Below are 24,940 nucleotides of genomic sequence, written 5' to 3'. Positions count from 1 at the left end.
GTCCTTTTAGGATGGGCCGGTACGGCTTGCGCAAGCCGTACCGGGCCGGGGATGTGAACGCGAGGCTGGGCGTGATTCGGCGTGCCCAGCGTGATCACTTGAGGATCGTGGCGAGGCGCTGGTCGAGCTGCTTGAGCGCGTCGGCCGGGGTGACCTTGAATTCCTGGATCTGGTCGATCACGGACTGGGCCTCGGTGTTGATCTCGTTCGCGCTACCGGTGATCGGGTAGTACGCCAGGTTCGCCGGATCGGCGGCTATGTCGGTGTAGGCCGAGACGTCCAGGCCCTTCGCCTTCTGGGCCTCGACGGCGGCTGCGGCGGCCGTCTTGATCGCCGGGAACACCACGGCCCTCTTCGCCACGAGATCCTGGCAGCCGGACGAGCCGAGGAACTTGACCCACTCCCACGCCTGGTCGGGGTGCTTGGTTCCGGCGGTGATGGACGGCGCCAGGCCGTTGATGATCGTCTTGCGTCCCTGGGGGCCCTGCGGCAGCGGGGCGAAGGCGAACTTCTGCTGGGTGCTCTGCGCCCAGGTGTTGATCCGCCACGAGCCGTCGGGGATGAGTGCGGCCTGGTCGGTCTGCATCATCGGCTCCAGGCCGAGCTTGCCCGCCTTCTCCCGGGGCATGATGTAGCCGGCCTTCATCTGGTCCTGCCACCAGGTGAGGGCCTGCGCGAGGCGGGGGTCGTCGAGCTTGTAGTCGGTGCCGAACGGGTTCTTGTCGAGGTACTGGAAGCCCATGGACAGCGGCATCCAGGACCACTGCGTCTGGCCGACGACGCCGCCGCCCTGCTCAAGGCCCCAGCCGTAGGTCTTGACCTTGCTCTTGTCGAAGCCGGGCTCATCGCCTCGCTTGCCGTTCTTGTCGATCGTGAGCTTCTTGATGAGCTCGCCGAAGGTGCCGCCGTCGGCCGGGTTCCACGTGAGGTCCTTGAGGCCGGCCGGGTCCACGCCGGCGTCCGTGATGTCCTTCACGTTGTAGACGAGCGCGATGGTGTCCCAGTCCTGCGGCAGGCCGTACCGCTTGCCGTCCTTGACCCAGAGCGACGCCAGGTCACCGGTGTACTGCGACAGGTCGATCTTGTCCTTGTCGACGTACGGCTGGATGTCGAGCAGTTGGCTGTTGGCCGCCAGCTCGGGGTAGTAGGCGACATGGTTGGTGATCACGTCCGGGGCGGTGCCGGAGACGAGCGAGGTGGTGATGCCGTTCCAGTAGTCCTCCCAGCCCTGCTGAGTGATCTTCACCTGGATGCCGGTCTTGGCGGAGAACGCGTCGGCGCACTCCTGGTAGGCGGGAAGCTGGTTCGGGTCCCAGAGGCTGTAGCTGAGCGTGACCTTCTCCGCGGCCTGGCCGGCACCCCCGGCCGGTTCGTTGGCGGTGCCGCAGGCGGTGAGTGACACGGCGATGGCGAGAAGCGCGCCGATCTTGCGAGGCATGATTCGTCCTTTTCGGGGATGGTCGGATCCCGGCACGCCTCTGGCGCGCCGGTTAGGGGGGAGATCCGCCAGAAGGCGTTACTTGATGCCGGTGAACCCGAGCGAGTTCACCAGCTTGCGTCCGAAGACGAGCAGGAGCAGAAGAACCGGGATGACCTGCAGCGTCGCCGCCGCCATGAGGCCGGCCCAGTCGGGGGATGAGGTGGGCGAGGACTGGGCGAACACCCCCAGTGCCACGTTGAGCAGCCGCACGTTGTCCTCCTTTCCCACCAGTTGCGGCCACAGGTACTCGTTCCAGGCGAACACCGCGGTGATGACGCCCAGGGTGCTCAGCGGTGCGGCGCTCATGGGCAGGATGATCCGCCAGAAGACCGCGATCTTCCCGGCGCCGTCGATGGTTGCGGCGTCCTCTATCTCGGGCGAGATGCCGAGGAAGAACTGCCGCAGGAAGAAGATCGCGAACGGAGTCATGAGCAGGTACGGCGCCACCACGCCTGGGAAGGTGTTGAGCCAGCCCAAGCTCCTGACCAGCGCGAAGTTCGGCAGCACGGTGAAGATCGGCGGAACCATCAGCCCGGCCAGAAACAGCGCGAAGAGCGTGTCACGGCCCCTGAACCGCAGCCGGGCGAAGGCGTACGCGGCGGTGGCGCTGAACCCGACCTGGCCGATCACGAGGACCGCGGTGAAGACTACGGAGTTGCGGAGGTACAGCCAGAAGTTCACCTCCGCGCCGCTCCCCCCGGCCGCTATCGCCTCTTCGACGGTCGCCTGCCCGAGCACCCTCCTGAAGTTGACCAGCGTCGGGTCGGCGGGAAAAAGCGAGTAGTCGCCATCGAAGATCTCGCGGTTGCCGGTGAAGGCGGTGCGCAGCATCCAGACGAACGGATAGAGCGTGACGAGCAACAGGACCGCCAGCAGGATCCAGGCGAGGATCCGTCCCGCCCCCAGACTGCGCCGCCGCGGCAGGCTCCTGCGCCCGGCTCCCGCGGAACCTGCGGTGAGGGATCGAACAGTCATGTCCATCGTCCTTAGCGAAGATCGGAGTCGGCGGCGCGGAGCATTCTCATCTGGGACGCGGTGAGCAGGATGAGGATGAGGAAGAGCGCCACCGCCATCGCGGCCGCGTAACCCATATGGAACTCGTTGAAGGCCTTTTGGTAGATGTAGTAATAGATGACCCTCGTGGCATCGGCGGGTCCGCCCTTCGTCGTCACGGCGACGGTGTCGAAGATCTGGAACGATCCGATGATCGACACCACCAGGACGAGCACCATGACCGGCCGCAGCAGCGGCAGGGTGACCCGGCGGAACAGCGTCCACTCCCCCGCTCCGTCGATGGCCGCGGCCTCGTACAGGTTGCGCGGGATCATCTGCATGCCGGCGAAGAACAGCAGGGCGGTGTATCCCATGTTGCGCCAGGTGTTCACCAGGGCGATCGTCGGGATGGCCTGGTCGGAGTCACCGTAGAACGCCTGCGGCTCGATCCCGAACACATCCAGGACGTGGTTCACGAAGCCGACGTTGTGGTCCAGCATGAACAGGGTCACGATCGCGACGGTGACGTTCGGCACCAGCCAGGGCACCACTATCGCCGCCCTCACCAGCACGGACCTGGTGAGGCGGTCCATCAGCACCGCGATGGCGAGGGCGAGGACCGTCTGGCTACCGATGTTGATCACGACGTACTCGGCCGTGATCCGCAGGGCGTTCCAGAACCTCGCGTCCTGGACCATGTCCCGATAGTTGTCCAGCCCGACGAACTTCGGGTCCGACAGCAGGTTCCAGTCGGTGAAGCTGATCCAGAACCCGCGGACCGTCGGTACCAGGTAGAACACTACGAAGCCGACCAGGGCGGGCAGCAGGAACAGCCAGGCCACGGGCCCGTCGCCCCGCGGCTTGCGCTCCCGCCGTACGGGTGTCCCGGCCGCCGGGCGGCGCGGAGGAGCCGCGGTCACGGTCATGGTCCGACCACCTCGACCCGCAGGCCCTGATCGCGGAGCACGCCCAGGACCCGGGGATCCGCCGACGGGCCGGTGATGAGCAGGTCCACGTCCGAAATGGGAGCGACCGCGGCAAGCTGGACCTGGCCGATCTTGGAGCCGTCGGCGACCACGACGCGGCGGGTCGCGGCCCGCAACATCCGTTGTTTCATTTGTGCCTCGGGAAGGTTGATGTTGGTGATCCCGGCGACCGGATCCACGCCGTTGCATCCGAGGAACACCGTGCATGTGTTGATGCGCTCGAAGACGTGCTGCGCCAGCGGATCGACCAGCGAGTGCTGCAGGGGGCGCAGCGTGCCGCCGGTCAGCACGACGGTGATCCGCGGGATGGCGACCTCCAACTCCAGCGCGATGTTGAGCCCGTTCGTGAACACCACGACGTCGCGCAGGTCGGCACGGGCCGCCAGGGAGCGGGCGATGAACGTCGTGGTGGTGCCGACGTCCAGGATCACGCTCTCTCCGTCGGAGATCATCGCCGCGGCGGTCGCGCCGACCAGGGCCTTCTCGATCGCCGACGCGCTGAGCGACTCCTCGAACGAGGGCTCCTCCCGTAGCCGCTTCCCCACGACCATCGCGCCGCCCCGGACCCGGCGCAGCGCGTTGCGCTCCTCCAGCGCGCCGAGATCCGCCCGGACCGTTACGTCCGAGATGCCGAACATCGTGCTCAGGTCGCTGACCCGGACGAACTCGTGCTCCAGGACCATCGCGAGGATCCGCTCCCGCCGGACCTCGGCGGGCACTTGCTCTGACGCGTTCGACATGCCGCCAATCTTCGAAACATTGCGTTTACTTGTCAATAGAAAGACATCTCTCACCAATTGCGGAACGGTAACGAAGACAGAGGTCCGAGGCCGCGAGCCATGAAGCGCCTCCGACCAGCGGCGGCCCCCCGAAAGCAGGGGTTTCGCATTTGAAGGCTCACTCGGCTGACAGGTACGCGGCCCCGGACCTGGCGCTCTATTCGAAGCGGATCTCGTCGATGGAGACGGTGGAGGCTCCGCCGTACCAGAAGCCCATGGCGAGCTGGCTCGGCGAGTTGCGGTTGATCCCGTTGGCGGCCATCGGAATCTTGATGTCCTGGTACGACGTGGTGATCACCGGGTGTCCCCCGCCGTCGAGGGTGAAGTCGCCGAACACCTTGGTGACCCCGCCCAGGCCCAGGTTGAAGTGGGTCTGCTCACCACCCGCGGCGCCCTTGACCCGTACCACCAGGTACGTCTTGGAGGTCAGATCCACCCCGACATCACTGCCGAACCAGCCGCAGTTGTTGTATCGAAGACTCAACGCCCCGCCGGACACCACTCCGGAACCCCCGCCATCCAGGAAACAGTTCCCTCCGGTCCACCTGCCCAGATCGTTCAGAGCACTCGACGGGTACGGCGGGCTCCCGTCGAAGTCATCCAGCACCAGCCCTGCCACAGTGGGAGTGGGGGTGGGGGTGGGGGTCGGCGTCGGGGTCGGCGTACGCGTCGGGGTCGGAGTCGGAGTCGGAGTCGGGGTCGGAGTCGGAGTCGGGGTCGGGCAGTTGGGTGAGCACTGGCCGACCACGACGTCGCTCGCCAGCACGTTGTATCCGGTGGCCGCGTTCCAGGTGTTCGTGTTCGCGAACCGGATGGAGTACGCGGCCCGCGACCGCAGGCCGGTGACCGAGTCGGGCAGCCAGAGGGCCAGCCGGTAGGTGCCCGGCGGGACGCTGGACGGCACGGTGACGGACTGCGCCGACATGGCGTGCGTGCCGGGCGTCCACGTACGAGGATCGAGGCCGGGCACGGGAATGTCGAAGCGGTGCGTGCCGTCGTCGAGTACGAGGAACACCGGGCGCGTCTTCACCGGCCCTGCCCAGCCGTCGTTGCTCAGGTTCCCGGAGAAGGCCAGTTGCCCGCCCGGCTGCACCGAGTCGGAGAAGTTCGCGTTGACCAGCCGGAGCCGGTAGCCGAGCTTGCGCTTGATCCGGGTGAAGGCGGTCTCGGCGGGGTCGTTCCCGGAGGCGGCGAGGTTGGTGGCCTTCCATTTATCGGTGTTGACCGCGGCGTAGTCTTCGTTGATCTCGGTGAAGTTCAGCTTGGACATCTCCGCCTGGACGTTGACGCCTGCGGCATCGTTGTAGCCGTCGGAGTTGCAGGTCTCGCCGCCCATGATCGTGTTGGTGCCGGCCGACGTCTGGCGGTCGTACATCCACTGCTTCTTGACCTCGATGTTGTACCAACCCATCCAGGAGTTGTTGTCGTAGGTCCCCATGTCGTTGTAGTCGGACAGGAAGCAGTCGTTGTGGAAGCCGATCCGGTCCTTCTGCGCCTGGGTGATGCCGCAGCCCTCCGGCACGATGCACGAGGTGGGGTCCACCATCTCCTTGATGTAGATCGGGTAGCGCATCGCCAGGGGGATCGACGCGGGCGTGGTGTCGAGGATCTTCTTGACGATGCGGTAGCGGGTGACCGCCTGGTCCTGGGCGAAGGGGTCGGCGTAGTTCCCGGTGTGCCACTCGCCCCATGCGCCGAGGTAGCCGGTCTCCAGGTGCGCCACGACGTCGGCGTTGGCCGTGATCACCGTGTCGATCTGCTCGATGTGGCGGAGGATCTTGGCCTCGGTGACGTCGGCCCAGCCGTCCCACGTGTAGGCCGGGCGCAGCACGATCTTCAGGCCGGCCTGGCGCACGGCCGCGAGCCCGCTCGTCAGGTTGTCCAGCAGCGCCTGCGGCAGGTTGTCCGAGGCCTTGTACTTGTCGAGGTGCAGGTAGCTGTGGACCAGGGTGTTGCCGTTCTGCTTCGCGCGGGCGAAGGTCCGGTCCAGCAGGTCGGGGTTGAAGCCGGGAATCGACGACGCGCTCGCGTAGTCGTTCACGGCGGGATCGTTGATGATCTCGTACCGGTTGTGGTAACCCCGCTCGGGGTTGGCGAAGACGGTCGCCAGATCGGCCGTGTAGGTGCGGGTCTGCGCCTGCGCGGTACCGGCGATCGACACCACCCCGGTGACGACCAGGGCGGCCGACGCCGCCAGCGCGGCGACCCGGCTTCCGATGCTTCCCGGTTTCCTGAGTGAGTGCTGCATGAAACTCTCCATGCGATGGGAGGGGGAGGAACAGCGCAGTCCTGGCGCCCTGGCGGGAACACGCGCGGAGGAGCCGCGGGTAGTGCTCCCACCAGGGCTGAAGGATGCGGACACCTACTCGAAGCGGATCTCGTCGATGGTGACGGTGGAGGCTCCGCCGTACCAGAAGCCCATGGCGAGCTGGCTCGGCGAGTTGCGATTGATCCCGTTGGCGGCCATCGGAATCTTGATGTCCTGGTACGACGTGGTGATCACCGGGTGTCCCCCGCCGTCGAGGGTGAAATCGCCGAACACCTTGGTGACCCCGCCCAGGCCCAGGTTGAAGTGGGTCTGCTCACCACCCGCGGCGCCCTTGACCCGTACCACCAGGTACGTCTTCGAGGTCAGATCGACACCCACGTCACTGCCGAACCAGCCGCAGTTGTTGTAGCGAAGGCTCAACGCCCCGCCGGAGACCACACCGGAGCCGCCCCCGTCCAGGAAGCAGTTGGCCCCTGTCCACTTGCCCAGGTCGTTCTGAGCGCTGGACGGGTACGGCGGAGTGCCGTCGAAGTTGTCCAGCACGAGACCGGGGTTGCTCGACTGCGCGTCGGTGACGACGGTCACCGTGTTGCTCGCCGGGGAGAGATTGCCCGCCGCGTCCTTGGCCTTGACCGTGTAGCTGTAGCCGGTCGACGGGCTCAGGCCGTCGTCGGTGTACGACGTGCCGGTCGGGGAGGCGACCAACGTGGTACCCCGGTAGAGGTCGTAGCCGGTGACGCCGACATTGTCGGTGGCGCCGCTCCACGACAGGGACACCGAGGCGGAGGTCTTGCCCGTCGAGGTCAGGGTGGGCGCGGTCGGCGCGGTGCAGTCTCCGGCGCATCCGGTCGTGGTGGCGCTCACCGCGGCGGACCGACCCGAGGCGTTGCCGGCGTTGTCAACCGCCTCGACCGTGTACTGGTAGGTGTGTCCCGCGGTGAGGCCGGTGTCGGTGAACGAGGTGCCGGTGACCGGTGTCGCGGTGACCTTCGTGCCCGATCGGTAGACGTTGTAGCCGCGCAGCCCGCTGCCGCCGGTGTCGGTCGAGGCGGACCAGGACAGCGAGACGCTGGTGTCGGTGCGGCCGGTGACGGCCAGGCCGGTCGGGGTGGATGGCGCCGTGCAGTCGCCGCTACAGGTGCCGGTGGTGCTGAGCGCGCCCAGATTGAGCCAGCCGTCGGTGCCCTGGTTGGCGTTGGCGAAGGAGAGCGGATAGGCGGGACGCCACTTGTCGATGATCCAGTCGGTGAGCCGTACGGCCGCGGGACGGTTCCGCAGGACGTCCTTGGTGATGGCCTCCAGCGGGTTGCGCACGCGCAACACGAGCTGGTAGTTCCCGGCCGGCACACCCGAGGCGCTGAGGTTCGCCGAGAAGTTCACCGGGCGGCCGTAGTCGAGGTAGGTGGGGTCCGCGCCCACATTCCAGTCGGGGAAGGCGCGAATCTTGAGCGGCTGGACCGTGCGGATGTCCCAGTCGGTGTCCCAGGTCTTGACCACGGTTCCGCTGGAGTCGCGCAGCCCGAGTACGAACTTCCACGGGTAGTAGAACGGCGCCACTCCGTCGTTCTGGACGGTCACGCCGACCTTGAACGTGCCGCCGGCGCCGGCGTTGAAGTTGGCCTGCGGGACGTGCAGGTTGTAGCCCATCTTCCGGACGCCCGCGGCGACCTTGGGGTCGGTGGCGCTGTAGCCGCCGGCTCCGGTCTGGTTGATCATCCAGCTGATGTGGGTGAGCTCGGTGGCGGCGAGCACGTCGTCGACCTGGCCTGAGCCACCCGGCCAGTTGGCGTACAGGCTGCCCTGGATCTCAGGCCGTGCCTCTCCGCCGATCGACTGGGTGGTCCAGCGGTTCTCGGTGCCGTTGTCGAGCATGATCTGGGTGAACGCGTCGTCCCAGCCGTTCATGGACTTGGGCAGCGTCATGCTCTTGAGCTGGCCACCGCGCCACTCCTTGTACGGCCAGGAGTCGTCGTGGAAGCCGATGTTCGCCGTCTTGGTGCCCGCGAGGCCCGGGTAGCGGACCTCGAGCTGGATGTTGTCGAACGCCGTGTCGTAGGCGTTGATGATCGTCTGGATGGTGGCGTCCGTCGGCATCAGGTTCGGGTAGCCGTCGGTGGTGTCCCGGTCGTACGGCCAGGTGTGCCACTCACCCCACAGGCCGACCAGGCCCAGGGACATGAACCCGATCCGGGGGTCGGCGGTGCCTCCCGGCCCGGACTTGTCGTAACGGGCGGCGAAGGCGTTGATGAAGCTGACGAACGCGGCGATGACGTCGGGGTCGTCGTAGTCGGGGCTGACCGTGCCCCAGAATCCGTTGTTACGCAGGGTCATCTTGCCGTTGAGGCAGGGCGGGATGCCGTTGCCGGGGTGGGAGGCGGTGCCGCCCGGATACTCGACGTAGAAGCGGAAGGCCGACTGGCGGCCCCATACAGCGGCCTCGTCCAGCGCCTTGTCGAAGACCGTCCAGTCGAAGGTGTTGCAGCTGGAGGGGTCCTTCATGACCTCGTTCAGAGCGAAGTAGCTCCATATGAGGCCGCTCGGGTACTTGGCCCCGTAGTCGTCGCCGGGGAACAGGTAGGGCGCGAAGCCCTTGAGCGGCTGACCGACCGGGGTGTCGGCGTAAGCGTAGGTGTGGGTGGTCGACGTCGTGTCCGGCGGCGGGCCGGCCGGCGGCCTCTGGGGCGGCCCGGCGGGTGCGGCCAGTGCGGGGAGCGCGCCGCACACCAGTGCGGTGGTCGCGGCGACGAGGGAAACGAGCAAACGTCTGATCTTCATAGGACCCTCTGTGAGGTTGGGGGGTTGTCACAGTGGAACCGGAGTTAACGAAATAGAAGCACGCACGTTTCGCTAACGCAATAGAAGACCTTCGCAACCACAAATGCCCCGGCGACCCGGAAGCCGGCCGTCAGCTCATGCGAGCGGACGAGGGCGCCGCCGGGTGACCACCCCCGGTCCCGGCGGCACTACCGAACAGGCTCAGAGGTCCAGGGCGGGGCCTCCGTCGGCCATCCAGCGCCTGAAAGCGCCCCACTCGGCCGGGGTGAAGTAGAGCCTCGGGCCGTGCGGGTTCTTGGAGTCGCGGAAGGCGATCAGCCTCTCGCCGCGGGGGACCGCGGCCTGACGGCCGTCGAGAACGCCGACCTCCACGCAGTCGCCGCCGTTGGTGCTGTGCGGGCTCCTGCGCCAGCCGCCACGGGGCTCGTCGTCCGGTCGTGGGGTCACCTGCGTCTCCTTCCCTGAGGGCTCGTCTCAACCCTCGCCGCGCGCGGCCGAGCCGATGAGGATCATCGTCTCCCCAGGTGAGAGTGCCCTGGTCAGGAGGTCGGCGAACATCGACGCGTATCTGCGCCGCTCCTGCGGCTCCTCCAGTACGAGGCCGCTGACGGCCTGCTCCAGGTAGACCAGGTCGAGATCGCCAGGCTCCGGGAACTCCAGCAGGTTGAACTGGCCGTCCAGCGCCGGATGAGCGCCCGAGGCGAACGGGAGGACCCTGATGTCGACGTTCGGCAGGGCGCCGGCCTCAAGGAGGCGCATGAGCTGGCCGCGCATGATGCCGGGCCCGCCGATCTGGCGCCGGATCACCGCCTCGTCGAGCACCATGACGATCTGGATCGGATCGTCCACGCGCGTGACGAGATCCTGCCGGGACATGCGGACCGCGACCTTCTCCGTCACCTCCGCGCGGGCCGGGCCCATCGCGGTCGCCTCGATCACCGCCCGCGCGTACGCCTCGGTCTGGAGCAGGCCGGGGACGACCTGCGACTGGTAGGTGCGCAGGACCGACGCCTCTGCCTCCAGCCCGATGTAGGAGTCGAACCCCGGCTTCAACGTCTGGCGGTGGCGGTGCCACCACCCGCGCTTGCGCGCCTGCCTGGCCATCTCGAGCAGCTCGCCACGGGCCTCGCCCGCGACGCCGTACACCTCCAGCAGGGCGGCCACGTCGGCCGGAGCGGGCCTGGTGAGCCCGGTCTCGTAGCGCCAGAGCGTGATGTCGGTGGTGCCGACCAGCTCGGCCACCTCCTGGCGCGACTTCGCGCTGGCCTCCCTGAGCCCGCGCAGCTCGGCGACGAGACGGCGATGCCGGGCGGTCGGGCTGCGACGCGGTGCGGTCACGCACACCTCCCTTCGGAGAGAACGCTGAAGAACACTGGCCGCCTAGTCTGGCGGCTACCCAGCGCATCCGACAAGACACTCTGCGACACCAACCAATCTGACAACTTTCAGGTTGAGGCATTAAAGGCTCTGCTAAGACTGTGACCTAGGGCGAGCATCTAACCACACAAAGTGGTCAGTGGGTCAGATGGCACTTGAGAGGCGGCAGTAGATGAAAACACCGGCAGGAGTGGGCTTGTCCGCTGTCACGCCTCTCGTCACCGCCGCCTTTCCCGGCACGCGGGACCAGGCCGCGCACGCCCGCGCGCTCGTACGCAAGGCCCTGCACGACGCCCGGTACCACCGCGTCGTCGAGGACGCCGAGCTGCTGACGAGCGAGCTGTTCGCCAACGCCGTCCAGCACAGCCGGTCCCGCGACCTCGGCACCGTCACGGTCATGGTGCAGGCGGGCGACCTGGTCCGCATAGAGGTGGTCGACGACGGCTCCGCCTCCTCCCCCAAGGTCATGGCGCCGGACGCCGGCTCGTCGGGCGGCAGGGGGCTCTTCCTGGTCCAGGCCCTCTCATCGCGGTTCGGCGTGCGGAGGGACCACGTCGCCACCGCGATCTGGTTCGAGCTCGTCCCCTAGCGGGGCCACGGGAACGGTCCAAGATCACTATATTTGTGGCATGCGGCAACAAACCACCGCCCGAGGGTCGGTTCAGACGGCCGCGTGAAGCCAGCGGACGGGAGCCCCGTCGCCGGCGTAGCGGAACGGCTCCAGCTCCTCGTCCCACTGCTTGCCGAGAAGCCTGTCGAGCTCCTCCTCAAGGACGGCCCGGCCCTGCGCCGCCATGAGCATGACGTTGCGGAGACGATCCTCGGGGATCATGATGTCGCCGGACACCCCGATCACCGCCGTGAAGGCCCCAAGGGTCGGCGTGTAAGCATGCCGGGAGCCGTCGACGCCCGCGGAGGCGTCCTCGGAGATCTCGAAACGGATGCGCTGCCAGCCCATGAGGGAGGACGTGATCGCCCCGGCCGTGCCGGGGCGGCCCTCCCACTCGGCCTGCGTGCGCACCGTGCCAGGCTGGGCTGGCTGAGGAGTCCACGATAGGTCGACGGGTATGCCAAGCACACCCGCGACCGCCCATTCGATGTGCGGGCACAGCGCGGGCTGAGCCGAGTGGACGTACAGCACGCCACGAGCAGACACCGGACCTCCCGTTTCGTACGAGGTGCGCCTTCCCCAACGTCCTCATACTGGGATGATCACAAGTGACTGAGGGAGAGACTACCGTCCGTCGTGGCGGGGCACCAGAGCCGGGTCATACCTAATCACGCTTGGCAACTCTCCGCATGGGGAAGGCTACATTCCGTGTTTACCTCGCCCATAAGGAGCCACCGGTGAACGTGCAGGCAGTGGAGCACACGCCGGGACGGAGCACCCTGATCCGGCCCGGCGTCCTCCTCGCCAGATCGCCCGCCGCCGCCGGGCGGTGGACCCAGGCGGTGGAGAACCTCGATGGCGTCTACCTCGTACGGCTGACGCCCGGGGCCGACCCCTGCGAGATCGCCGCCACGCTCTCCGGCCAGGGGCACGAGGTCTCCCCCAATCACGTCGTCACCGGCCAGCCGCTGTACTTCGGCGGGCCCACCGGAGCGCCGCTCCCCGCGACGGCGCCCGTGTACGAGCCGGGCGAGCCGTCCCGGGTGACCGTCGGGCTGCTCGACACCGGCGTGGCCCCGCATCCGTGGTTCAGGGACGCCGCCTGGTTCCGCGACCTGCCCGGCGAGGTCCTCGACGCCGACGGCGACGGGCTTCTCGACGGCCAGGCGGGGCACGGCACGTTCATCGCCGGGCTGGTGCTCCGCCAGGCTCCCGGCGTGCGGCTGCGCGTGGCGAGGGTGCTCGACAGCAACGGCGTCGGGGACGAGGCCGGGGTGCTCCGGGCGCTGAGCGCGCTGCGGGACACCCGCCTCGACGTGCTGGTGCTGTCGTTCGGCTGCTTCACCTACGACGACCGCCCCTCACCGCTGATGGAGCGCGCCCTCGCCGGTTTCCCCGACACCGTCATCGTGGCCTGCGCGGGGAACACCGCCTCCGCGCGCCCCTTCTGGCCGGCCGCGATGCCCCGCGTCATAGCCGTCGGGGCCCTCGACTCCGAGGAAGGCGAGCGCGCTAGGTTCTCCGCGTACGGGCCCTGGGTGGACGCCTGCGCGCGTGGCGAAGCCTTGACCAGCAGTTTCGTGGACTTTCAGCATTTCCACAGCTATGCCGTCTGGAGTGGCACCTCTTTCGCGGCCGCCGTGGTGGCCGGCGCCATCGCCGCCGCGGCCCGGCACATGTCCCCCGGCGAGGCGGCGAACCACGTGCTCGACCCCGGGCATGGCAGGCGATTCCCCGATCTCGGGGTCCTGGTGCCCGCGCCCCGCTAGGGTGCTCACCAAGAGCATTCCCCCCACCACGCAAAGTCATTTCATGCCTTACGATCTCGACCTTCTCGACGAGCCGGCCTGGCGCGACCTGGTCGAGCGCTTCGGATACCGCATGTGGGCCGTCGCCCGGGCCTTCGGGCTCGACTCCACCGACGCCGCCGACGCGGTGCAGGCCGCATGGCTGCGGCTGGTCGAGAGCCTGCACACGATCCGCGACCCCGAGCGCGTCGGCGCGTGGCTGATCACCACGACCCGCCACGAGGCCGCGCGCATCCGCCGAAGCCGGTCGGGCGCCCCGCTGGCGGCCCTGCCCGCCGAGGTCCCGGCGCCGGACGGCGACCCCGCGGCGGCGATGCTCACCGAGGAGGACGGGCGGCGGCTCTGGGCGGCCGTCGACACGCTGCGCGAGCCGTGCCGCTCGCTGCTGCGGCTGATCGTGTGCGCCCCCGAGGCGGGCTACGCGCAGCTCGCACGCCGCCTCGACATGCCCATCGGCAGCATCGGGCCGACCCGCAGCCGCTGTCTCAGGCGCCTGCGGTCCCTTATCGAGGAGGATCGGTGACCGACGACGAGTACGTTCTGGCGGCTCTGCGGATCGCCGCGGGCGCCGATCCGGTGCCCGCGCGGGTCTCCACCGACGCCCGGGCCGTGTACGGGCTGCGCCTGCCGGGAGCCGTGACGGCGGGGCCCGTGGGGGTGCCCTCCGGCACGGGCGTCGGCGCCTGGCCGCCGTCCGGGGTGCGCTCCGACGGCTGCCCGGCCGACGGGGAGCCGTGGCTGCTCCGCTTCGCCGCGGGCGGGCTGACCATCGACGTGGAGCTCACGGTCAGCGACTCGCACATCGACCTGGCCGGCCAGGTGCAGCCCGCCCCGGGCAAGGGCGCCCGCGTCGAGATCAGGACCCCGCACGTCAGCAAGATCCGCTTCCCGTCCGACACCGGGGAGTTCGCCACCACGGGGCTGCCCCACGGGTGGCTGAGCGTGGTCTGCCACCGCCCGGGCAACCCCCCCGTGGCCACCCGATGGCAATGCGTCCGCCTGTGACCCGCCGGTCACCGGCACGCCCCCGCGTGAGCGGCCCGCCGCTCACGCTGCCGTCTTGGGGCCGTCAGACGGTGTTGTGCCCGCTGTCGTCCTCGGGGCGTCACGCGGCGGTGGGCCCGCGCGAAGGCCGTCCGTTCACGGGGGCCGCAGGTGACTGAGCTGGTCAGGGCGGCCGAGGAGGCGGTGGTGCTGTCGGGGGCCGATCCGGCGCGGGCCCGCGAGCACGCCCGGGCCGTACTGGCCGAGGCCGAGGCGGGCGGCTGCGCCGAGGCGATCTCGGTCGCCCACCGGGCCCTGGCCCTCGCCGCCCGCGAGTTCGGGCACCTCACGCTGGCGGCCGAGCACCTCGGCCGCGCGGTCGAGGCCGCCCGCGACCTGCCCGAGCGTGCCGCCCAGGCGCGGCTCTCCCTGGTGACCGTCCGCGCCGATCTCGGCGATCCCGTGGGGGCGCTCCGCGTCGCCGACCTGGCCGAAGGGCATCTCACCGGCCTCGACCCCGCACGGCTCGGCGTGCAGCGCGCGGTGGCGCTCATCCAGCTCGGCAGGCCGGAGGAGGCGGTGGCCCACTGCGACCGGGCCGTCGCGCGGCTCACCGGGGCGGGAGACCCTCGCTTCCTGGCCGGAGCCCTGCTCAACCGCGGCATCGCCCACACCTACCTGGAGCTGTACGACGCCGCCTCCCGCGACCTGTCGGCGTGCGTGACCACCGCCAGGCAGGCGGGCCTCGGCCACCTCGCCGCCCTGGCCGAGGCCAACCTCCCGTTCGTCGCCACGCGCAAGGGGGACATCCCCGGTGCCTTCGCCGGTTACCGGGCCGCCGAGAAGGCGCTGTCCGGCTATCCCGAGCGGCTGGCCGCGATGCGGGCCGACTTCGCGGAGGCACTGCTCGCCGCCCACCTTCCCGGCGAGGCCCGCGCGCTGCTCGGCCTCGCGGTCCCCGATCTCGCCGCCGCGGGCGCCCAGGTGGCGCTGGCCGAGTCGCGCCTGCTGCTGGCCCAGGTCGAGCTCCTCGTCGGCGACCCGCACCAGGCGAGGACCACCGCCGAGCTGGCGGCGGGCGAGCTGACCGGCCAGGGGCGGGCCGCGTGGGTGCCGCTGGCCGCCGAGACGGCGCTCCGCGCCCGCCTGGCCGTGGAGCGCCCGACGCCCGAGCTGCTCGCCGAGGTACGGGCGCTGGCGGCGCGGCTGGCCACCGATGGCTGGGCGGGGCCTGCGGCGGGGCTCCGGCTCGCGGCCGCCGAGCTGGCCGTGGAGCTGTCCGACCGGGCCGCCGCCGACGCCGAGCTCGGCCTCGTCACCTCGGGGGAGCCCGCCACCGGACGCACCCACCGCGTCGTACGCCACCACGCCGTGGCCCTCCAGCGGAGCCTGCGTGGCGACCGTCCTGGTGCCCTCGCCGCCCTGCGTGCGGGCCTCGTGGAGGCCACCGAGGGCAGCGAGCGCCTGGACGACCCCGGCGTTCGCGCCCACGCCGTACGGGCGGGCGAGCGGCTCGCGGACTTCGGGCTGTCGCTCGCGCTCGGCGACGGGCGGCCCGAGACCGTGCTGGGCTGGGCCGAGCACTGGCGGGCGATGGCGAGCGGGAGGCCGGGGGAGCCGCTGGCGATCGACCGGCTGCGCGCCGCGCTCGGGGACGCCGTGCTGATCGAGACGGTCAGGCACGGCGACCGGCTCGCCGCCGTGGTCGTCACGCGCGAGCGCTGCGTGCTGCGCCCCCTCGGCTCGTACACCGCCGCCGCCGAGGCGACGATCCGGCTGCGGTACGGCCTGCGGCGTGCGGGCCTGCGGGACACCGGTGCGCGCAACGGGGTGGCGCGTGAGGCGGAGAGGCTCGCCGCAGGGCTGCTCGGGCCGCTGGCCGGCGACATCGCGGACCGCCCGGCGATCATCGTGCCGACCGGTGCGCTGCACACCCTGCCATGGCCGGTGCTGCCTCCGTTCCGGGGGCGTGCGGTCTGCGTGGCGTCGAGCGCCAACGCCTGGCTGACCACACCCCCGGGCCGTCCGGGCTTCGTCCATGGTGATGTGCGCCCGAGAGTGGCCGCAGTGGCGGGCCCGGGGCTGGAGCACGCCGATGCCGAGGCGGCGATGGTCGTGCGCACCCACCAGGGAGCCTCCGCGACGGCCGTGCGGGTCGGCGCCGGTTCCTCCGACGTGGTCGAGGCGCTGGGCGGGTCCGACATCGTGCACATCGCCGCACACGGCACCTTCTGCGCCCGCAGCCCGCTGCTGTCGAGCATCGCGCTGGACGACGGCCCGCTGATGGCCTACGACCTGCTGCGGCTCGGCCGCACTCCGGGGCTGGTGGTGCTGTCGGCCTGCGACGCGGGGATGGCGCACGCCCCGGTCGACGGAGCGCCCCTGGGCCTCGCCGGGGCGTTCCTCGAACGGGGCACCGCGTGCGTCGTCGCCGGGCTCGTGCCGGTGCGGGACGAGGAGGCGCTGACGCTCATGACGCTCTTCCACGGGCTGCTGGCCTCCGGGCGCACCCCGGCCCAGGCGCTGGCCACGGCGAGCGAGAAGACCGGCGTGCCAGGCTTCGCCTGCTTCGGCTCCCTCGGACAGCCGATCAGCCTTCCCAAGGGCTGAGTCCGCACGCAGGCGGCCGATCAGCCTTCCCAAGGGCTGAGTCCGCACGCAGGCGGCCGATCAGCCTTCCCAAGGGCTGAGTCCGCACGCAGGCGGACGATCAGCCTTCCCAAGGGCTGAGTCCGCACGCAGGCGGCCGATCAGCCTTCCCGAGGGCTGAGTCCGCACGCAGGCGGACGATCGGGCTTCCCGAGGGCTGAGTCGCCGTGGGCCGCCGGGGTGCTCGTCAGCCTTTGGCGATGGGGCGGGAGGGGTCGCTCACCCAGTTGGACCAGGAACCGACGTAGAGCGCCGCGGGGACGCCCGCCAGCGCCAGCGCCAGCACCTCGTGGGCGGCGGTGACCCCGGAGCCGCAATAGGCCCCGACCGGCACCTCCGGGAGCACCCCGAAGGAGATGAACCGCTCCCTGAGGAACTCGGCCGGATGGAAGCGCCCCGACCCGTCGACGTTCTCGGAGGTCGGCGCGCTGACCGCGCCGGGGATGTGCCCGGCCACCGGGTCCACCGGCTCGACCTCGCCCCGGTAGCGCTCGCCGGCACGCGCGTCCAGCAGCACGCCGTCGTCCGCGAGCGCCGCCGCCCGCGCGGCGTCCAGCACGGGCATGCCGCCCGGGCGGGCCGTGAAGTCGCCCGGCTCGGGAACGGGCTCCTCCTTGGTCACGGGAAACCCCTCGTCGGCCCACCTGCGGTAGCCGCCGTCGAGCACGCGCACGTCCGGATGCCCGAAGTAGCGCAGCGTCCACCAGGCCCGGGCCGCCGACGTGGAGTCGGCCTCGTCGTAGACCACGACGGGACGTGAACCGGACACGCCGAGCCGCCGCATGGCCTCCTGGAAGGCGCCGGCGTCCGGCAGCGGATGACGGCCCGCGGACCCCGCCAGGGCGGCGAGGTCGGCATCCAGATCGCAGAACACCGCGCCGGGCAGGTGTCCCTCGCGGTAGGACTCGATGCCGGGCGTCCCGACCAGGCGCCACCGCACGTCGAGGATGGTGGCCTCACCGAGGTCACCGGGGTCGATCAAGGGGCTCGGGCTCATGGGAATTACGGGGCGGACGTCCGTGCCTTTTCAGCCATGGGAGGAAGCCCCTTCCCTCCTTCGTCTTCTGGATGCGGCTTCGTCTTGGAGTAGAGGCCAGTCTCGGCTCTGGTGCCCGCCGATGTCCACGCCCGCCACCGTGGGCGGAGGCCCCGCGCGGGGCGCCTCCGCTCGGCGTGGCAGGCCGGTGGCCAGGGGGTCAGGTCGCCGCGCGGGCCGTCGCCTCCGAGAGCGCCTTGGCGAAGGCCAGGACATTGCCCACGGCCTCGGGACCGTCGGCGGCCTCGCTGACGCGCAGCGACAGGTCGTCGGCGGTGATGGCGCCGGTGTAGCCGTGATCGGCCTCGCAGTTCTCGTCTCCGCAGGTGGCGGGCTCCAGGTCGACGTGGGAGATCGCGCCCCAGCCGATCGTGAGCGTCACCTCGGTCGGGGGGACGCCCGCCACGTACGACGCGGGATCGGGGACCACCCGGGTGACCGCCACGGACTGGACGCGGCTGAGGCGCACGGCCTCCGTGGTCGTGGAGGCGTGTGAGGTGGGCATGCCGTCCGCGGGCGGGTGCTCGTCGGTGTGGCACACCAGCAGGCGGGTGGGTGAGAGGACCACCACGGTGACGTGCCTGCGCACCTCCATGGCCGGATCGAAGGTGGCTTCATGGTGCACGACGTACGCCGTGACCTGCTCCTTGCCCAGCGCGGACTCGGCCGCGTCGGCCACGAGATCGGGGTAGTAGCCGCTGCGTTCGATAGCCTCGCGCAGACCAGCGGCCGAGACTCGGGTTTCCCTCATGGGTCCATCCTGCCCTGTCTCGGCATGGTGTTTCACCTCATGGCCGCCCACCTTGGCGGCCTCGCGCGGAGAAGGGCGGCGACGAGGTCCCGGGCCCGTACGGCGATCGCCCGTCGCGGCACTCACGACGTCTCACGTCACAACCGCCCCAACGGGGCGTCGCGCGGGGTTACCGCAGGCGCCTCGGGCCCCTGTCGGGACGTGGGCCCACGGTGTCGCGGAGCACCGCTCTGGCACCCAGCACGCTCACGCCTGACTCCCCGACCAGGATGGGGTCGAGGTCCAGCGCCACCCCGGGAAGCTCGTCGGCGAGCCGCCCGACCCGTACCAGCAGGTCCTCCAGCGCCTCCACCGCAACGGGCGGGTAACCGTACTCGCCGAACAGCAGAGGGGCGGCACGTACGGACCGCACGAGGGCCGTCGCGTCCTCGGCGGTCAGCGGGGCGAGCCGGAACGCCTCGTCGCCGAGGAGCCGCGCGGTCACCTCCCCGAACGCGAACGACACCACCGCCCCGAAGTCCGGGTCGTCCACCACCCGCACCAAGGTCGGCACGGCGGGCTGCGGGGCCATCCGCTGGACCGACAGCATCACGTCCGGGCCGAGCCGCGCCGCCAGGTCGTCGTACGCGCGGCGCACCCCGCCCGGATCGGACAGGCCGAGCCGCACCGTGCCCGCCCGGTGCGCGACCTCGGGATCGGCGGACCTGACGACCACGGGCCAGCCAAGGCGCCCGGCCGCCGCGACGGCCTCGTCCGGCGAGGTCACCACCTCGGCCGGCCACACCTCCAGCCCGTACTTGGCCAGCAGTTCCGCCGCGTCGATCTCCAGGGGGCCACCCGCCATCGGGCTCTCCCCTGAGCCGCCGCCGTCCGGCTCCGCGGCTCCGGCGGTCGCGAGCGCCTTCTCGACGACCGCCCTGGCGCCCTTGGTGTCCACGCCGCCGAGCTCTGGGGAGGTGCCGTGCGGCCTCTCGCGCCAGGAGGCGTATCTCACCACGTGAGCGAGGGCTCGCACGGCCTCCTCCGCGGCGGGGTAGGACGGGATGGACCTCTTGCCCGGGTCGCCGTCCTCGCCCGGGACGCGCAGCTCCGGAGGCATGCCCATGCGCCCCTCGAAGGTCGCCAGGACGGGCTTGCCGGTCTCCCGCGCCACCCGTACGAGCTCGGCGGCGACCTCGGCGGCGTTGCCGGGAACGGGCGGCATGTAGATCGCGACGATGGCGTCCACCTCACAGGTCATGTCCGCCAGCGCCTGGCGGTACTCCCTGGCACCCGCCCGGGCCCCGAGGTTGGCGGCCGGGCACGGCTCCAGCCCGGCCGCCACGCAGGCGTCCACCGCCAGCAGCGCCAGCGCGTCGGAGTTGCTGACCACCCCGACCTTCGGACCGGCGGGCAGGGGCTGGTAGGCGAGGAGCTGGGCCACGTCGAACAGCTGGGTGAGGTCGTCCACCCGGATCACCCCCGCCTGCTCGAACAGCGCGCTGAGCGCGGTGTCCGGCAGCCCGAGGACGGGCGCGGCGTGCCCCACGGGCACCCTCTGGGTGACTCCGCCGCTCTTGACGACGACGATCGGCTTCTTGCGCGACGTGCGCCGGGCCAGCCGGGCGAACTTGCGCGGGTTTCCCAGGGACTCCAGGTAGAGGAGGATCACGTCGGTCGCCGGGTCCCCCTCCCAGTACTGTAGGAGGTCGTTGCCCGAGACGTCCGCCCGGTTGCCCGCGGACACGAAGGTCGAGATGCCCATGCCGCGCTGGGCGACCCGCTGGAGCAGCGCGGTGCCGAGCGCGCCCGACTGGCTGAAGAAGCCCACGCGCCCCCGTCCTGGCAGATGGGCGGCCAGGGTGGCGTTCAGGCGGACGGCCGGGTCGGTGTTGGCGATGCCCAGGCAGTTGGGGCCGACCACGCGCAAGCCGTACGCGCGGGCGATGCGCACCAGATCGTCCTGGCGCGCCCGTCCCTCGGGTCCCGTCTCCCCGAAACCGGACGAGACCACCACCAGGCCCTTCACGCCCTTCTCGGCGCACTCCTCGACGACGTCGAGCACGGCATCGGCGGGCACGGCCACCACGGCGAGGTCCACGTCCCCGTCGATGGCCGAGACGCTCTTGTACGCGCGGACGCCGGCCACCGCCCTCATCTCCCTGTGCACCGGGTACACCGGGCCGCTGAAGTCGGCCCCGAGGAGGTTGCGGAGCACCGTCTGCCCGATGCCGCCCGCCTCACGGCCCGCGCCGACGACCACCACCGAGGTGGGCGTGAGCAGCCGCCCGATCGAGCGCGCCTCCGCCCGGTGCTCCCTCGCCGTCGTGACCTCGCGCGAGGTCTCCGTCGTCGCGAGGTCGAGGGTCATGCGAACGACCCCGTCCTCGAACTGGCTCTGCGCGGTGTATCCGGCCTGGCGGAAGAAGGCCATCATGCGACTGTTGGACGGCAGCACGTCGGCGATGAAGCGCTTGATGCCGTGCTCCCGCGCCGCCGCGCGCAGGTGCTCCATGAGCACCGAGGCGACTCCCCTGCCCTGGTGCGCGTCCTCCACCAGGAACGCCACCTCGGCGCTGTCCTGCTGGTCCATCCGGTCGAAGCGGACGACCGCCACCATCTCGGTGCCGAGGGTCGCGATGAGGGCAACCCGGTTCACGTAGTCGACGGTCGTGAACCACGCCACCTCGCGATCGGAGAGGCGGGGACGCGGGCCGAAGAAACGGAAGTAGATCGACTGGTCGGAGAGCCGGGAGTAGAACGCGCGGAGCATGTCGGCGTCCTCCGGCCGGATGGGCCGCAGGTGCGCGGTACCCCCGTCGGCCAGGACGACGTCGGCCTCCCAGTGAGCGGGGTAGTGAGGTTCCACATTCATGAGGGTAAGGGGCCTCGTGTCGGGATTGTTGGGCAACGCTTGTGCATCGACTGTGCACGGGTGTCCGCTCTATGCCCCACGCCCCGGCTTGAAGCTGTTAGGTTTTCTGTCAGCAGCCTCCTGTAGTGCCAACAAGGTGGTGACATCATGACGCGGGTTGTCGTGGTGGGCGATCTGATGACCGATGCGGTCGCACGCGCCCGCTACCCTCTCGCCAGGGCAAGCGACACTCCGGCCGTCGTCACCATGCATGGTGGCGGCTCCGGGGCGAACATCGCGTCCTGGCTCGCCGTCGAGGGTGCGGAGGTGGCCTTCGTCGGCCGCCGAGGCGCCGACATCACGGGCCGTAACCGTGACATGGAGCTCATGGGATACGGCGTCGACGCCCGCCTGGTGATGGATCCCGAGCGACCAACCGGCACCTGTGTCGTACTGGTCACGCACAAGGGCGAGCGCACGCTGCTCTCCGACCCCGGTGCCAACGCCGCGCTCTCTCCGGAAGACCTCCCTCGCGACCTGTTCGCCCAGGGCGGCCACCTGCACGTCTCCGGGTACACCCTGCTCAACGACGGCTCGCGTGACGCCGGCCTGGCGGCGCTCGACCACGCGCGCCGGGCGGGCATGTCGATCTCGATCGACTGCGCCTCCGCCGCGCCGCTCGAGCGCACGGGCGCCGAGCCGTTCCTCGAGTGGACCCACAGCGCCAAGCTGCTCTTCGCCAACGACTCCCAGGCCAAGGTGCTCACGGGTCGTGACGACCCCGCCTCCGCCGCCAAGGTGCTCACCGCGTGGTTCCCCCAGGTCGTGATCAAGATGGGTGCCGAGGGCGCTCTCTGGTACACCAACAACCGGGCGGAGCCCGTCCGCGCGCCTGCCGACCACATCGAGCGCACGGTCGACGGCACTGGCGCGGGTGACGCCTTCACCGCGGGCTTCCTCCAGCCGTGGCTGGAGGGCAAGCAGCCGGCCGACGCGCTGGCCGCGGGCAACGCCCTCGCCGCCAAGGCCATCGCCAACCTCGGCGCCCGCCCCCGCCTCTGACCGCTCCCCTCCACTCCTCTGACCTGGAACGGCCGAGAGGCCTTCCTCTCATACGGAACGGCCGAGAGGCCTTCCTCTCATACGGAACGGCCGAGAGGCCTTCCTCTCACATGGAACGGCCGAGAGGTCTGGGGCGGCTCCCTGCGTCAGAGCGGGGGGTCTTGGTCAGTTGGTGGTGGCCAGGGCCAAGGGCAGGACGGCGGGAGCGCCCGCCTCGCGTAGAAGCATCGCGCCCATGGTCATCGTCCAGCCGGTGTCGACCCGGTCGTCGACCAGCAGCACCGGGCCGCCGGAGACGTCGGCGACGGGCGGCGCGAGGGTCGCCCGCAGGGCACGCACCCGCTGGGCGCTGTTGTGCTGGCGGCCCGCAGGGGTCTGACGGTAGGTCAGGGAGCCGAGGTAGCTCAGCCTGCCGATGGCGGCCAGCCGCTCGCCCAGAGTCGTGATCAGCACCGGCCGGGTCGTCGACGGCACGGTGACCACGGAGACCGGGCGCGCGGCCCAGCGCCACGAGCTCAGCACCATGACCACGGCGTCGAAGATCTCGTCGGGCACCGGCCCGTCGGCGGCCCGCTCCCCCAGCAGGCGCCTGAGGGCGTTGCCCCAGCCGATGTCGGTGAGCCGCCCGAGAGCCCGGCCCGGCTCCGCCGCCAGCTCGGGACGGATGCGGCCGGAGAGGCCGAGCTCCTTGAGGCCGGTGGGCCACTGGCGCCGGGGCTCGACCTCGACGCCGGGACGGTGAAGCCGCTCGCGGGCGCTCGTGACCGCCGCCGCCGCGATGTCCACCGAGCGGTGAGCTCCGGTGCAGTTGTCGCAGCGGCCGCAGGGCTTCGCCGTGTCGTCGTCGAGGTGGCGCCTGAGGAACTCCTCGCGGCACTCGCCGGTGGAGATGTAGCCGAGCATGGCCTGCTGCTCGGCCGCGCGCTCGGCGGCGACCCGCGCGTACCTCTCGGCGTCGTACGCCCAGGGCCGGCCGGTGGCCTGCCAGCCGCCCTTGACCCGCTTGGCGGCGCCGTCGACGTCGAGGACCTTGAGCATGGTCTCCAGCCGGTTGCGGCTGAGGTCGACCCTGGTCTCCAGCGCGGCAGTGGACATCGTGCCGTGCTCCGCCAGCGTGGCGAGGGTCGCCCGCACCACGGGCTCGGGGGGGAAGGCGAGCGAGGCGAAATAGGCCCAGATATCGCGGTCTTCGGGCCCGGGAAGCAGGATCACCTCGGCACGCTCGACGCCGCGCCCTGCCCGGCCGACCTGCTGGTAGTAGGCCACCGGTGACGCGGGAGCGCCGACATGCATGACGAACCCGAGATCGGGCTTGTCGAAGCCCATGCCGAGGGCGGAGGTCGCGACCAGTGCCTTCAGCCGGTTGCCGAGCAGGGCCTGCTCGGCGGCGAGCCGCTCCGCGGGGTCGGTCTGCCCGGAGTAGGCGGCCACCTCGTGCCCCTGGTCGCGCAGGTAGGCGGCGATCTCCTGGGTGGCGGCCACAGTGAGGGTGTAGATGATGCCGGAGCCGGGCAGCTCGCGCAGCGTCTCGGCGAGCCAGGCCAGCCGCTGCTCGGCGGTCGCCAGTCGGACGACGCTCAGGTGGAGGCTGTCGCGCTCAAGAGGCCCTCGCAGCACCAGCGTGCCATCGGTGTCCCCAGCACCATGGGCATCATCAGCACCATCGGCATCATGAGCATCACGGGTATCAGCGGCATCACCGCCCTCGCCGGCCCTTTCATCGGAGGGCCCCGAGCTGCCCGCACCACCGCCGACCGCTCTGCCGTTGGCGGCGCCACCGTTGGGTGAGGTCTCGCGGGGCGAGTCTTCATGGGGAGCGGTGGCGGGCCTGTCGTCGGTGAGCCCGGCGAGTTGCTCGGCGACGTCGCGGGTGACGCGCGCGTTGGCCGTGGCCGTGGTCGCGAGGACCGGCACGCCCGGAGGGAGATCGGCCAGCAGGGTGCGCAGGCGGCGGTAGTCGGGCCGGAAGTCGTGACCCCAGTCGGAGATGCAGTGGGCCTCGTCGACCACGACCAGGCCGGCGCTCGCCGCGAGCTTCGGCAGCACCAGGTCGCGGAAGTCGGGGTTGTTGAGCCGCTCTGGGCTGACCAGCAGCACGTCGACCTCGCCGCGCTCGACCTCGGCGTGGATGAGATCCCACTCGTCGACGTTGGCGGAGTTGATCGTGGCGGCGTGGACCCCGGCGCGGTCGGCGGCGGAGATCTGGTTGCGCATGAGGGCGAGCAGTGGCGAGACGATCACCGTGGGCCCCGCTCCGCGGGCCCTCAGGAGCGCGGTGGCGATGAAGTAGACCGCGGACTTGCCCCACCCGGTGCGCTGCACGACGAGCGCGCGCCGCCGGTCGACGACCAGCGCCCGGATCGCGGACCACTGGTCGTCTCTGAGCCTGGCGTGCTCCCCCGCGAGGGCTCGCAGCCGCTGCTCCGCCTCGGCCCGCAGACCGCTCTCGTCAACCATGGCTCCTTGGTACCAGGTCGCGGCGACGTTTCAGGCCGTCAAGGCCCCGCTGTGGACAACCGATGGTCGATTAGAGCGGGTTCGGCCGGTT

The 24,940-nt window shown here is 70.7% G+C and carries 19 protein-coding genes; 6 read left to right on the top strand and 13 right to left on the bottom strand.

Features of this window, described 5'->3' with window-relative positions:
- Positions 1 to 94: 94 nt before the first annotated feature.
- The 8 genes from ACOZ38_RS10580 to ACOZ38_RS10545 all read right to left on the bottom strand — a co-directional run bounded on the left by ACOZ38_RS10580 (position 95) and on the right by ACOZ38_RS10545 (position 10,620).
- On the bottom strand, positions 95 to 1,438 hold the full coding sequence (locus ACOZ38_RS10580) for an ABC transporter substrate-binding protein (RefSeq protein WP_424530003.1): 1,344 nt from the start codon (positions 1,436 to 1,438) through the stop codon (positions 95 to 97).
- A 78-nt stretch (positions 1,439 to 1,516) separates the two neighbouring features.
- Positions 1,517 to 2,455, bottom strand: a complete 939-nt coding sequence (locus tag ACOZ38_RS10575) for a carbohydrate ABC transporter permease (protein ID WP_424530002.1) — start codon at positions 2,453 to 2,455, stop codon at positions 1,517 to 1,519.
- Between the two features lie 11 nt (positions 2,456 to 2,466).
- A complete protein-coding gene (locus ACOZ38_RS10570) occupies positions 2,467 to 3,399 on the bottom strand; it encodes a carbohydrate ABC transporter permease (protein WP_424530001.1) in 933 nt (310 codons plus the stop codon).
- Entirely contained in the window at positions 3,396 to 4,199 is an 804-nt protein-coding gene (locus tag ACOZ38_RS10565; protein ID WP_424530000.1) for a DeoR/GlpR family DNA-binding transcription regulator, read from the bottom strand. The genes ACOZ38_RS10570 and ACOZ38_RS10565 overlap by 4 nt, the downstream gene beginning before the upstream one ends.
- Positions 4,200 to 4,395: 196 nt before the next feature.
- A complete protein-coding gene (locus tag ACOZ38_RS10560; RefSeq protein WP_424529999.1) occupies positions 4,396 to 6,486 on the bottom strand; it encodes a DUF4832 domain-containing protein in 2,091 nt (696 codons plus the stop codon).
- Positions 6,487 to 6,600: 114 nt separating this feature from the next.
- A complete protein-coding gene (locus tag ACOZ38_RS10555) occupies positions 6,601 to 9,282 on the bottom strand; it encodes a fibronectin type III domain-containing protein (RefSeq protein WP_424529997.1) in 2,682 nt (893 codons plus the stop codon).
- 201 nt (positions 9,283 to 9,483) lie between these two features.
- Positions 9,484 to 9,729: a DUF397 domain-containing protein gene (locus ACOZ38_RS10550; protein ID WP_424529996.1), complete on the bottom strand. Its 246-nt coding sequence runs from the start codon at positions 9,727 to 9,729 to the stop codon at positions 9,484 to 9,486.
- 27 nt (positions 9,730 to 9,756) lie between these two features.
- Positions 9,757 to 10,620, bottom strand: a complete 864-nt coding sequence (locus ACOZ38_RS10545; protein WP_424529994.1) for a helix-turn-helix domain-containing protein — start codon at positions 10,618 to 10,620, stop codon at positions 9,757 to 9,759.
- A 235-nt stretch (positions 10,621 to 10,855) separates the two neighbouring features.
- On the opposite strand from ACOZ38_RS10545, the gene ACOZ38_RS10540 reads away from it, so the two are divergent.
- On the top strand, positions 10,856 to 11,248 hold the full coding sequence (locus ACOZ38_RS10540) for an ATP-binding protein (protein ID WP_424529993.1): 393 nt from the start codon (positions 10,856 to 10,858) through the stop codon (positions 11,246 to 11,248).
- 72 nt (positions 11,249 to 11,320) lie between these two features.
- On the opposite strand, the gene ACOZ38_RS10535 is transcribed toward ACOZ38_RS10540, so the two are convergent.
- The gene (locus tag ACOZ38_RS10535; RefSeq protein ID WP_424529992.1) at positions 11,321 to 11,815 is read right to left on the bottom strand and encodes a DUF3145 domain-containing protein; all 495 of its coding nucleotides are present in this window, start codon (positions 11,813 to 11,815) and stop codon (positions 11,321 to 11,323) included.
- 191 nt (positions 11,816 to 12,006) lie between these two features.
- Here ACOZ38_RS10535 and ACOZ38_RS10530 point away from each other — a divergent pair, with 191 nt between their 5' ends.
- From ACOZ38_RS10530 to ACOZ38_RS10515, 4 genes are all read left to right on the top strand, one after another.
- The gene (locus tag ACOZ38_RS10530) at positions 12,007 to 13,038 is read left to right on the top strand and encodes a S8 family peptidase (RefSeq protein WP_424529990.1); all 1,032 of its coding nucleotides are present in this window, start codon (positions 12,007 to 12,009) and stop codon (positions 13,036 to 13,038) included.
- Between the two features lie 43 nt (positions 13,039 to 13,081).
- Positions 13,082 to 13,600 carry an RNA polymerase sigma factor gene (locus tag ACOZ38_RS10525; RefSeq protein ID WP_405145818.1) on the top strand — a complete coding sequence of 173 codons (519 nt, stop codon included), beginning with the start codon at positions 13,082 to 13,084 and terminating at the stop codon, positions 13,598 to 13,600.
- Entirely contained in the window at positions 13,597 to 14,082 is a 486-nt protein-coding gene (locus ACOZ38_RS10520) for a hypothetical protein (protein ID WP_424529989.1), read from the top strand. Before ACOZ38_RS10525 ends, ACOZ38_RS10520 begins: the two co-directional genes overlap by 4 nt.
- Before the next feature lie 150 nt (positions 14,083 to 14,232).
- A complete protein-coding gene (locus tag ACOZ38_RS10515; RefSeq protein ID WP_424529987.1) occupies positions 14,233 to 16,671 on the top strand; it encodes a CHAT domain-containing protein in 2,439 nt (812 codons plus the stop codon).
- Between the two features lie 226 nt (positions 16,672 to 16,897).
- Here the strand turns inward: ACOZ38_RS10515 and ACOZ38_RS10510 are convergent, their stop codons facing one another.
- The 3 genes from ACOZ38_RS10510 to ACOZ38_RS10500 all read right to left on the bottom strand — a co-directional run bounded on the left by ACOZ38_RS10510 (position 16,898) and on the right by ACOZ38_RS10500 (position 21,351).
- Positions 16,898 to 17,707, bottom strand: coding sequence for a sulfurtransferase (locus ACOZ38_RS10510; RefSeq protein ID WP_424529985.1), 810 nt, complete (start codon positions 17,705 to 17,707; stop codon positions 16,898 to 16,900).
- A gap of 199 nt (positions 17,708 to 17,906) precedes the next feature.
- Entirely contained in the window at positions 17,907 to 18,497 is a 591-nt protein-coding gene (locus ACOZ38_RS10505) for a DUF5998 family protein (RefSeq protein ID WP_358558689.1), read from the bottom strand.
- Between the two features lie 169 nt (positions 18,498 to 18,666).
- Positions 18,667 to 21,351: a GNAT family N-acetyltransferase gene (locus ACOZ38_RS10500; RefSeq protein ID WP_424529983.1), complete on the bottom strand. Its 2,685-nt coding sequence runs from the start codon at positions 21,349 to 21,351 to the stop codon at positions 18,667 to 18,669.
- A gap of 147 nt (positions 21,352 to 21,498) precedes the next feature.
- Here ACOZ38_RS10500 and ACOZ38_RS10495 point away from each other — a divergent pair, with 147 nt between their 5' ends.
- Positions 21,499 to 22,392, top strand: a complete 894-nt coding sequence (locus ACOZ38_RS10495; protein ID WP_424529982.1) for a carbohydrate kinase family protein — start codon at positions 21,499 to 21,501, stop codon at positions 22,390 to 22,392.
- Between the two features lie 165 nt (positions 22,393 to 22,557).
- Here the strand turns inward: ACOZ38_RS10495 and ACOZ38_RS10490 are convergent, their stop codons facing one another.
- Positions 22,558 to 24,849: a DEAD/DEAH box helicase gene (locus ACOZ38_RS10490; protein WP_424529980.1), complete on the bottom strand. Its 2,292-nt coding sequence runs from the start codon at positions 24,847 to 24,849 to the stop codon at positions 22,558 to 22,560.
- Positions 24,850 to 24,940: the final 91 nt, after the last annotated feature.

Source organism: Sphaerisporangium viridialbum, from assembly GCF_049674955.1.
GTDB lineage: Bacteria > Actinomycetota > Actinomycetes > Streptosporangiales > Streptosporangiaceae > Sphaerisporangium > Sphaerisporangium viridialbum.
Note: the sequence above shows the minus strand (reverse complement) of the source record. Positions and strands in the feature narration are given on the sequence as shown.

Excerpts from the sequence above, each read along its gene's own strand:
- ACOZ38_RS10575 (WP_424530002.1), bottom strand. The coding sequence starts at position 2,455 with ATGACTGTTCGATCCCTCACCGCAGGTTCCGCGGGAGCCGGGCGCAGG.
- ACOZ38_RS10500 (WP_424529983.1), bottom strand. The coding sequence starts at position 21,351 with ATGAATGTGGAACCTCACTACCCCGCTCACTGGGAGGCCGACGTCGTC.
- ACOZ38_RS10510 (WP_424529985.1), bottom strand. The coding sequence starts at position 17,707 with ATGAGCCCGAGCCCCTTGATCGACCCCGGTGACCTCGGTGAGGCCACC.
- ACOZ38_RS10570 (WP_424530001.1), bottom strand. The coding sequence starts at position 3,399 with ATGACCGTGACCGCGGCTCCTCCGCGCCGCCCGGCGGCCGGGACACCC.
- ACOZ38_RS10525 (WP_405145818.1), top strand. The coding sequence starts at position 13,082 with ATGCCTTACGATCTCGACCTTCTCGACGAGCCGGCCTGGCGCGACCTG.
- ACOZ38_RS10490 (WP_424529980.1), bottom strand. The coding sequence starts at position 24,849 with ATGGTTGACGAGAGCGGTCTGCGGGCCGAGGCGGAGCAGCGGCTGCGA.
- ACOZ38_RS10505 (WP_358558689.1), bottom strand. The coding sequence starts at position 18,497 with ATGAGGGAAACCCGAGTCTCGGCCGCTGGTCTGCGCGAGGCTATCGAA.
- ACOZ38_RS10565 (WP_424530000.1), bottom strand. The coding sequence starts at position 4,199 with ATGTCGAACGCGTCAGAGCAAGTGCCCGCCGAGGTCCGGCGGGAGCGG.
- ACOZ38_RS10495 (WP_424529982.1), top strand. The coding sequence starts at position 21,499 with ATGACGCGGGTTGTCGTGGTGGGCGATCTGATGACCGATGCGGTCGCA.
- ACOZ38_RS10560 (WP_424529999.1), bottom strand. The coding sequence starts at position 6,486 with ATGCAGCACTCACTCAGGAAACCGGGAAGCATCGGAAGCCGGGTCGCC.
- ACOZ38_RS10580 (WP_424530003.1), bottom strand. The coding sequence starts at position 1,438 with ATGCCTCGCAAGATCGGCGCGCTTCTCGCCATCGCCGTGTCACTCACC.
- ACOZ38_RS10555 (WP_424529997.1), bottom strand. The coding sequence starts at position 9,282 with ATGAAGATCAGACGTTTGCTCGTTTCCCTCGTCGCCGCGACCACCGCA.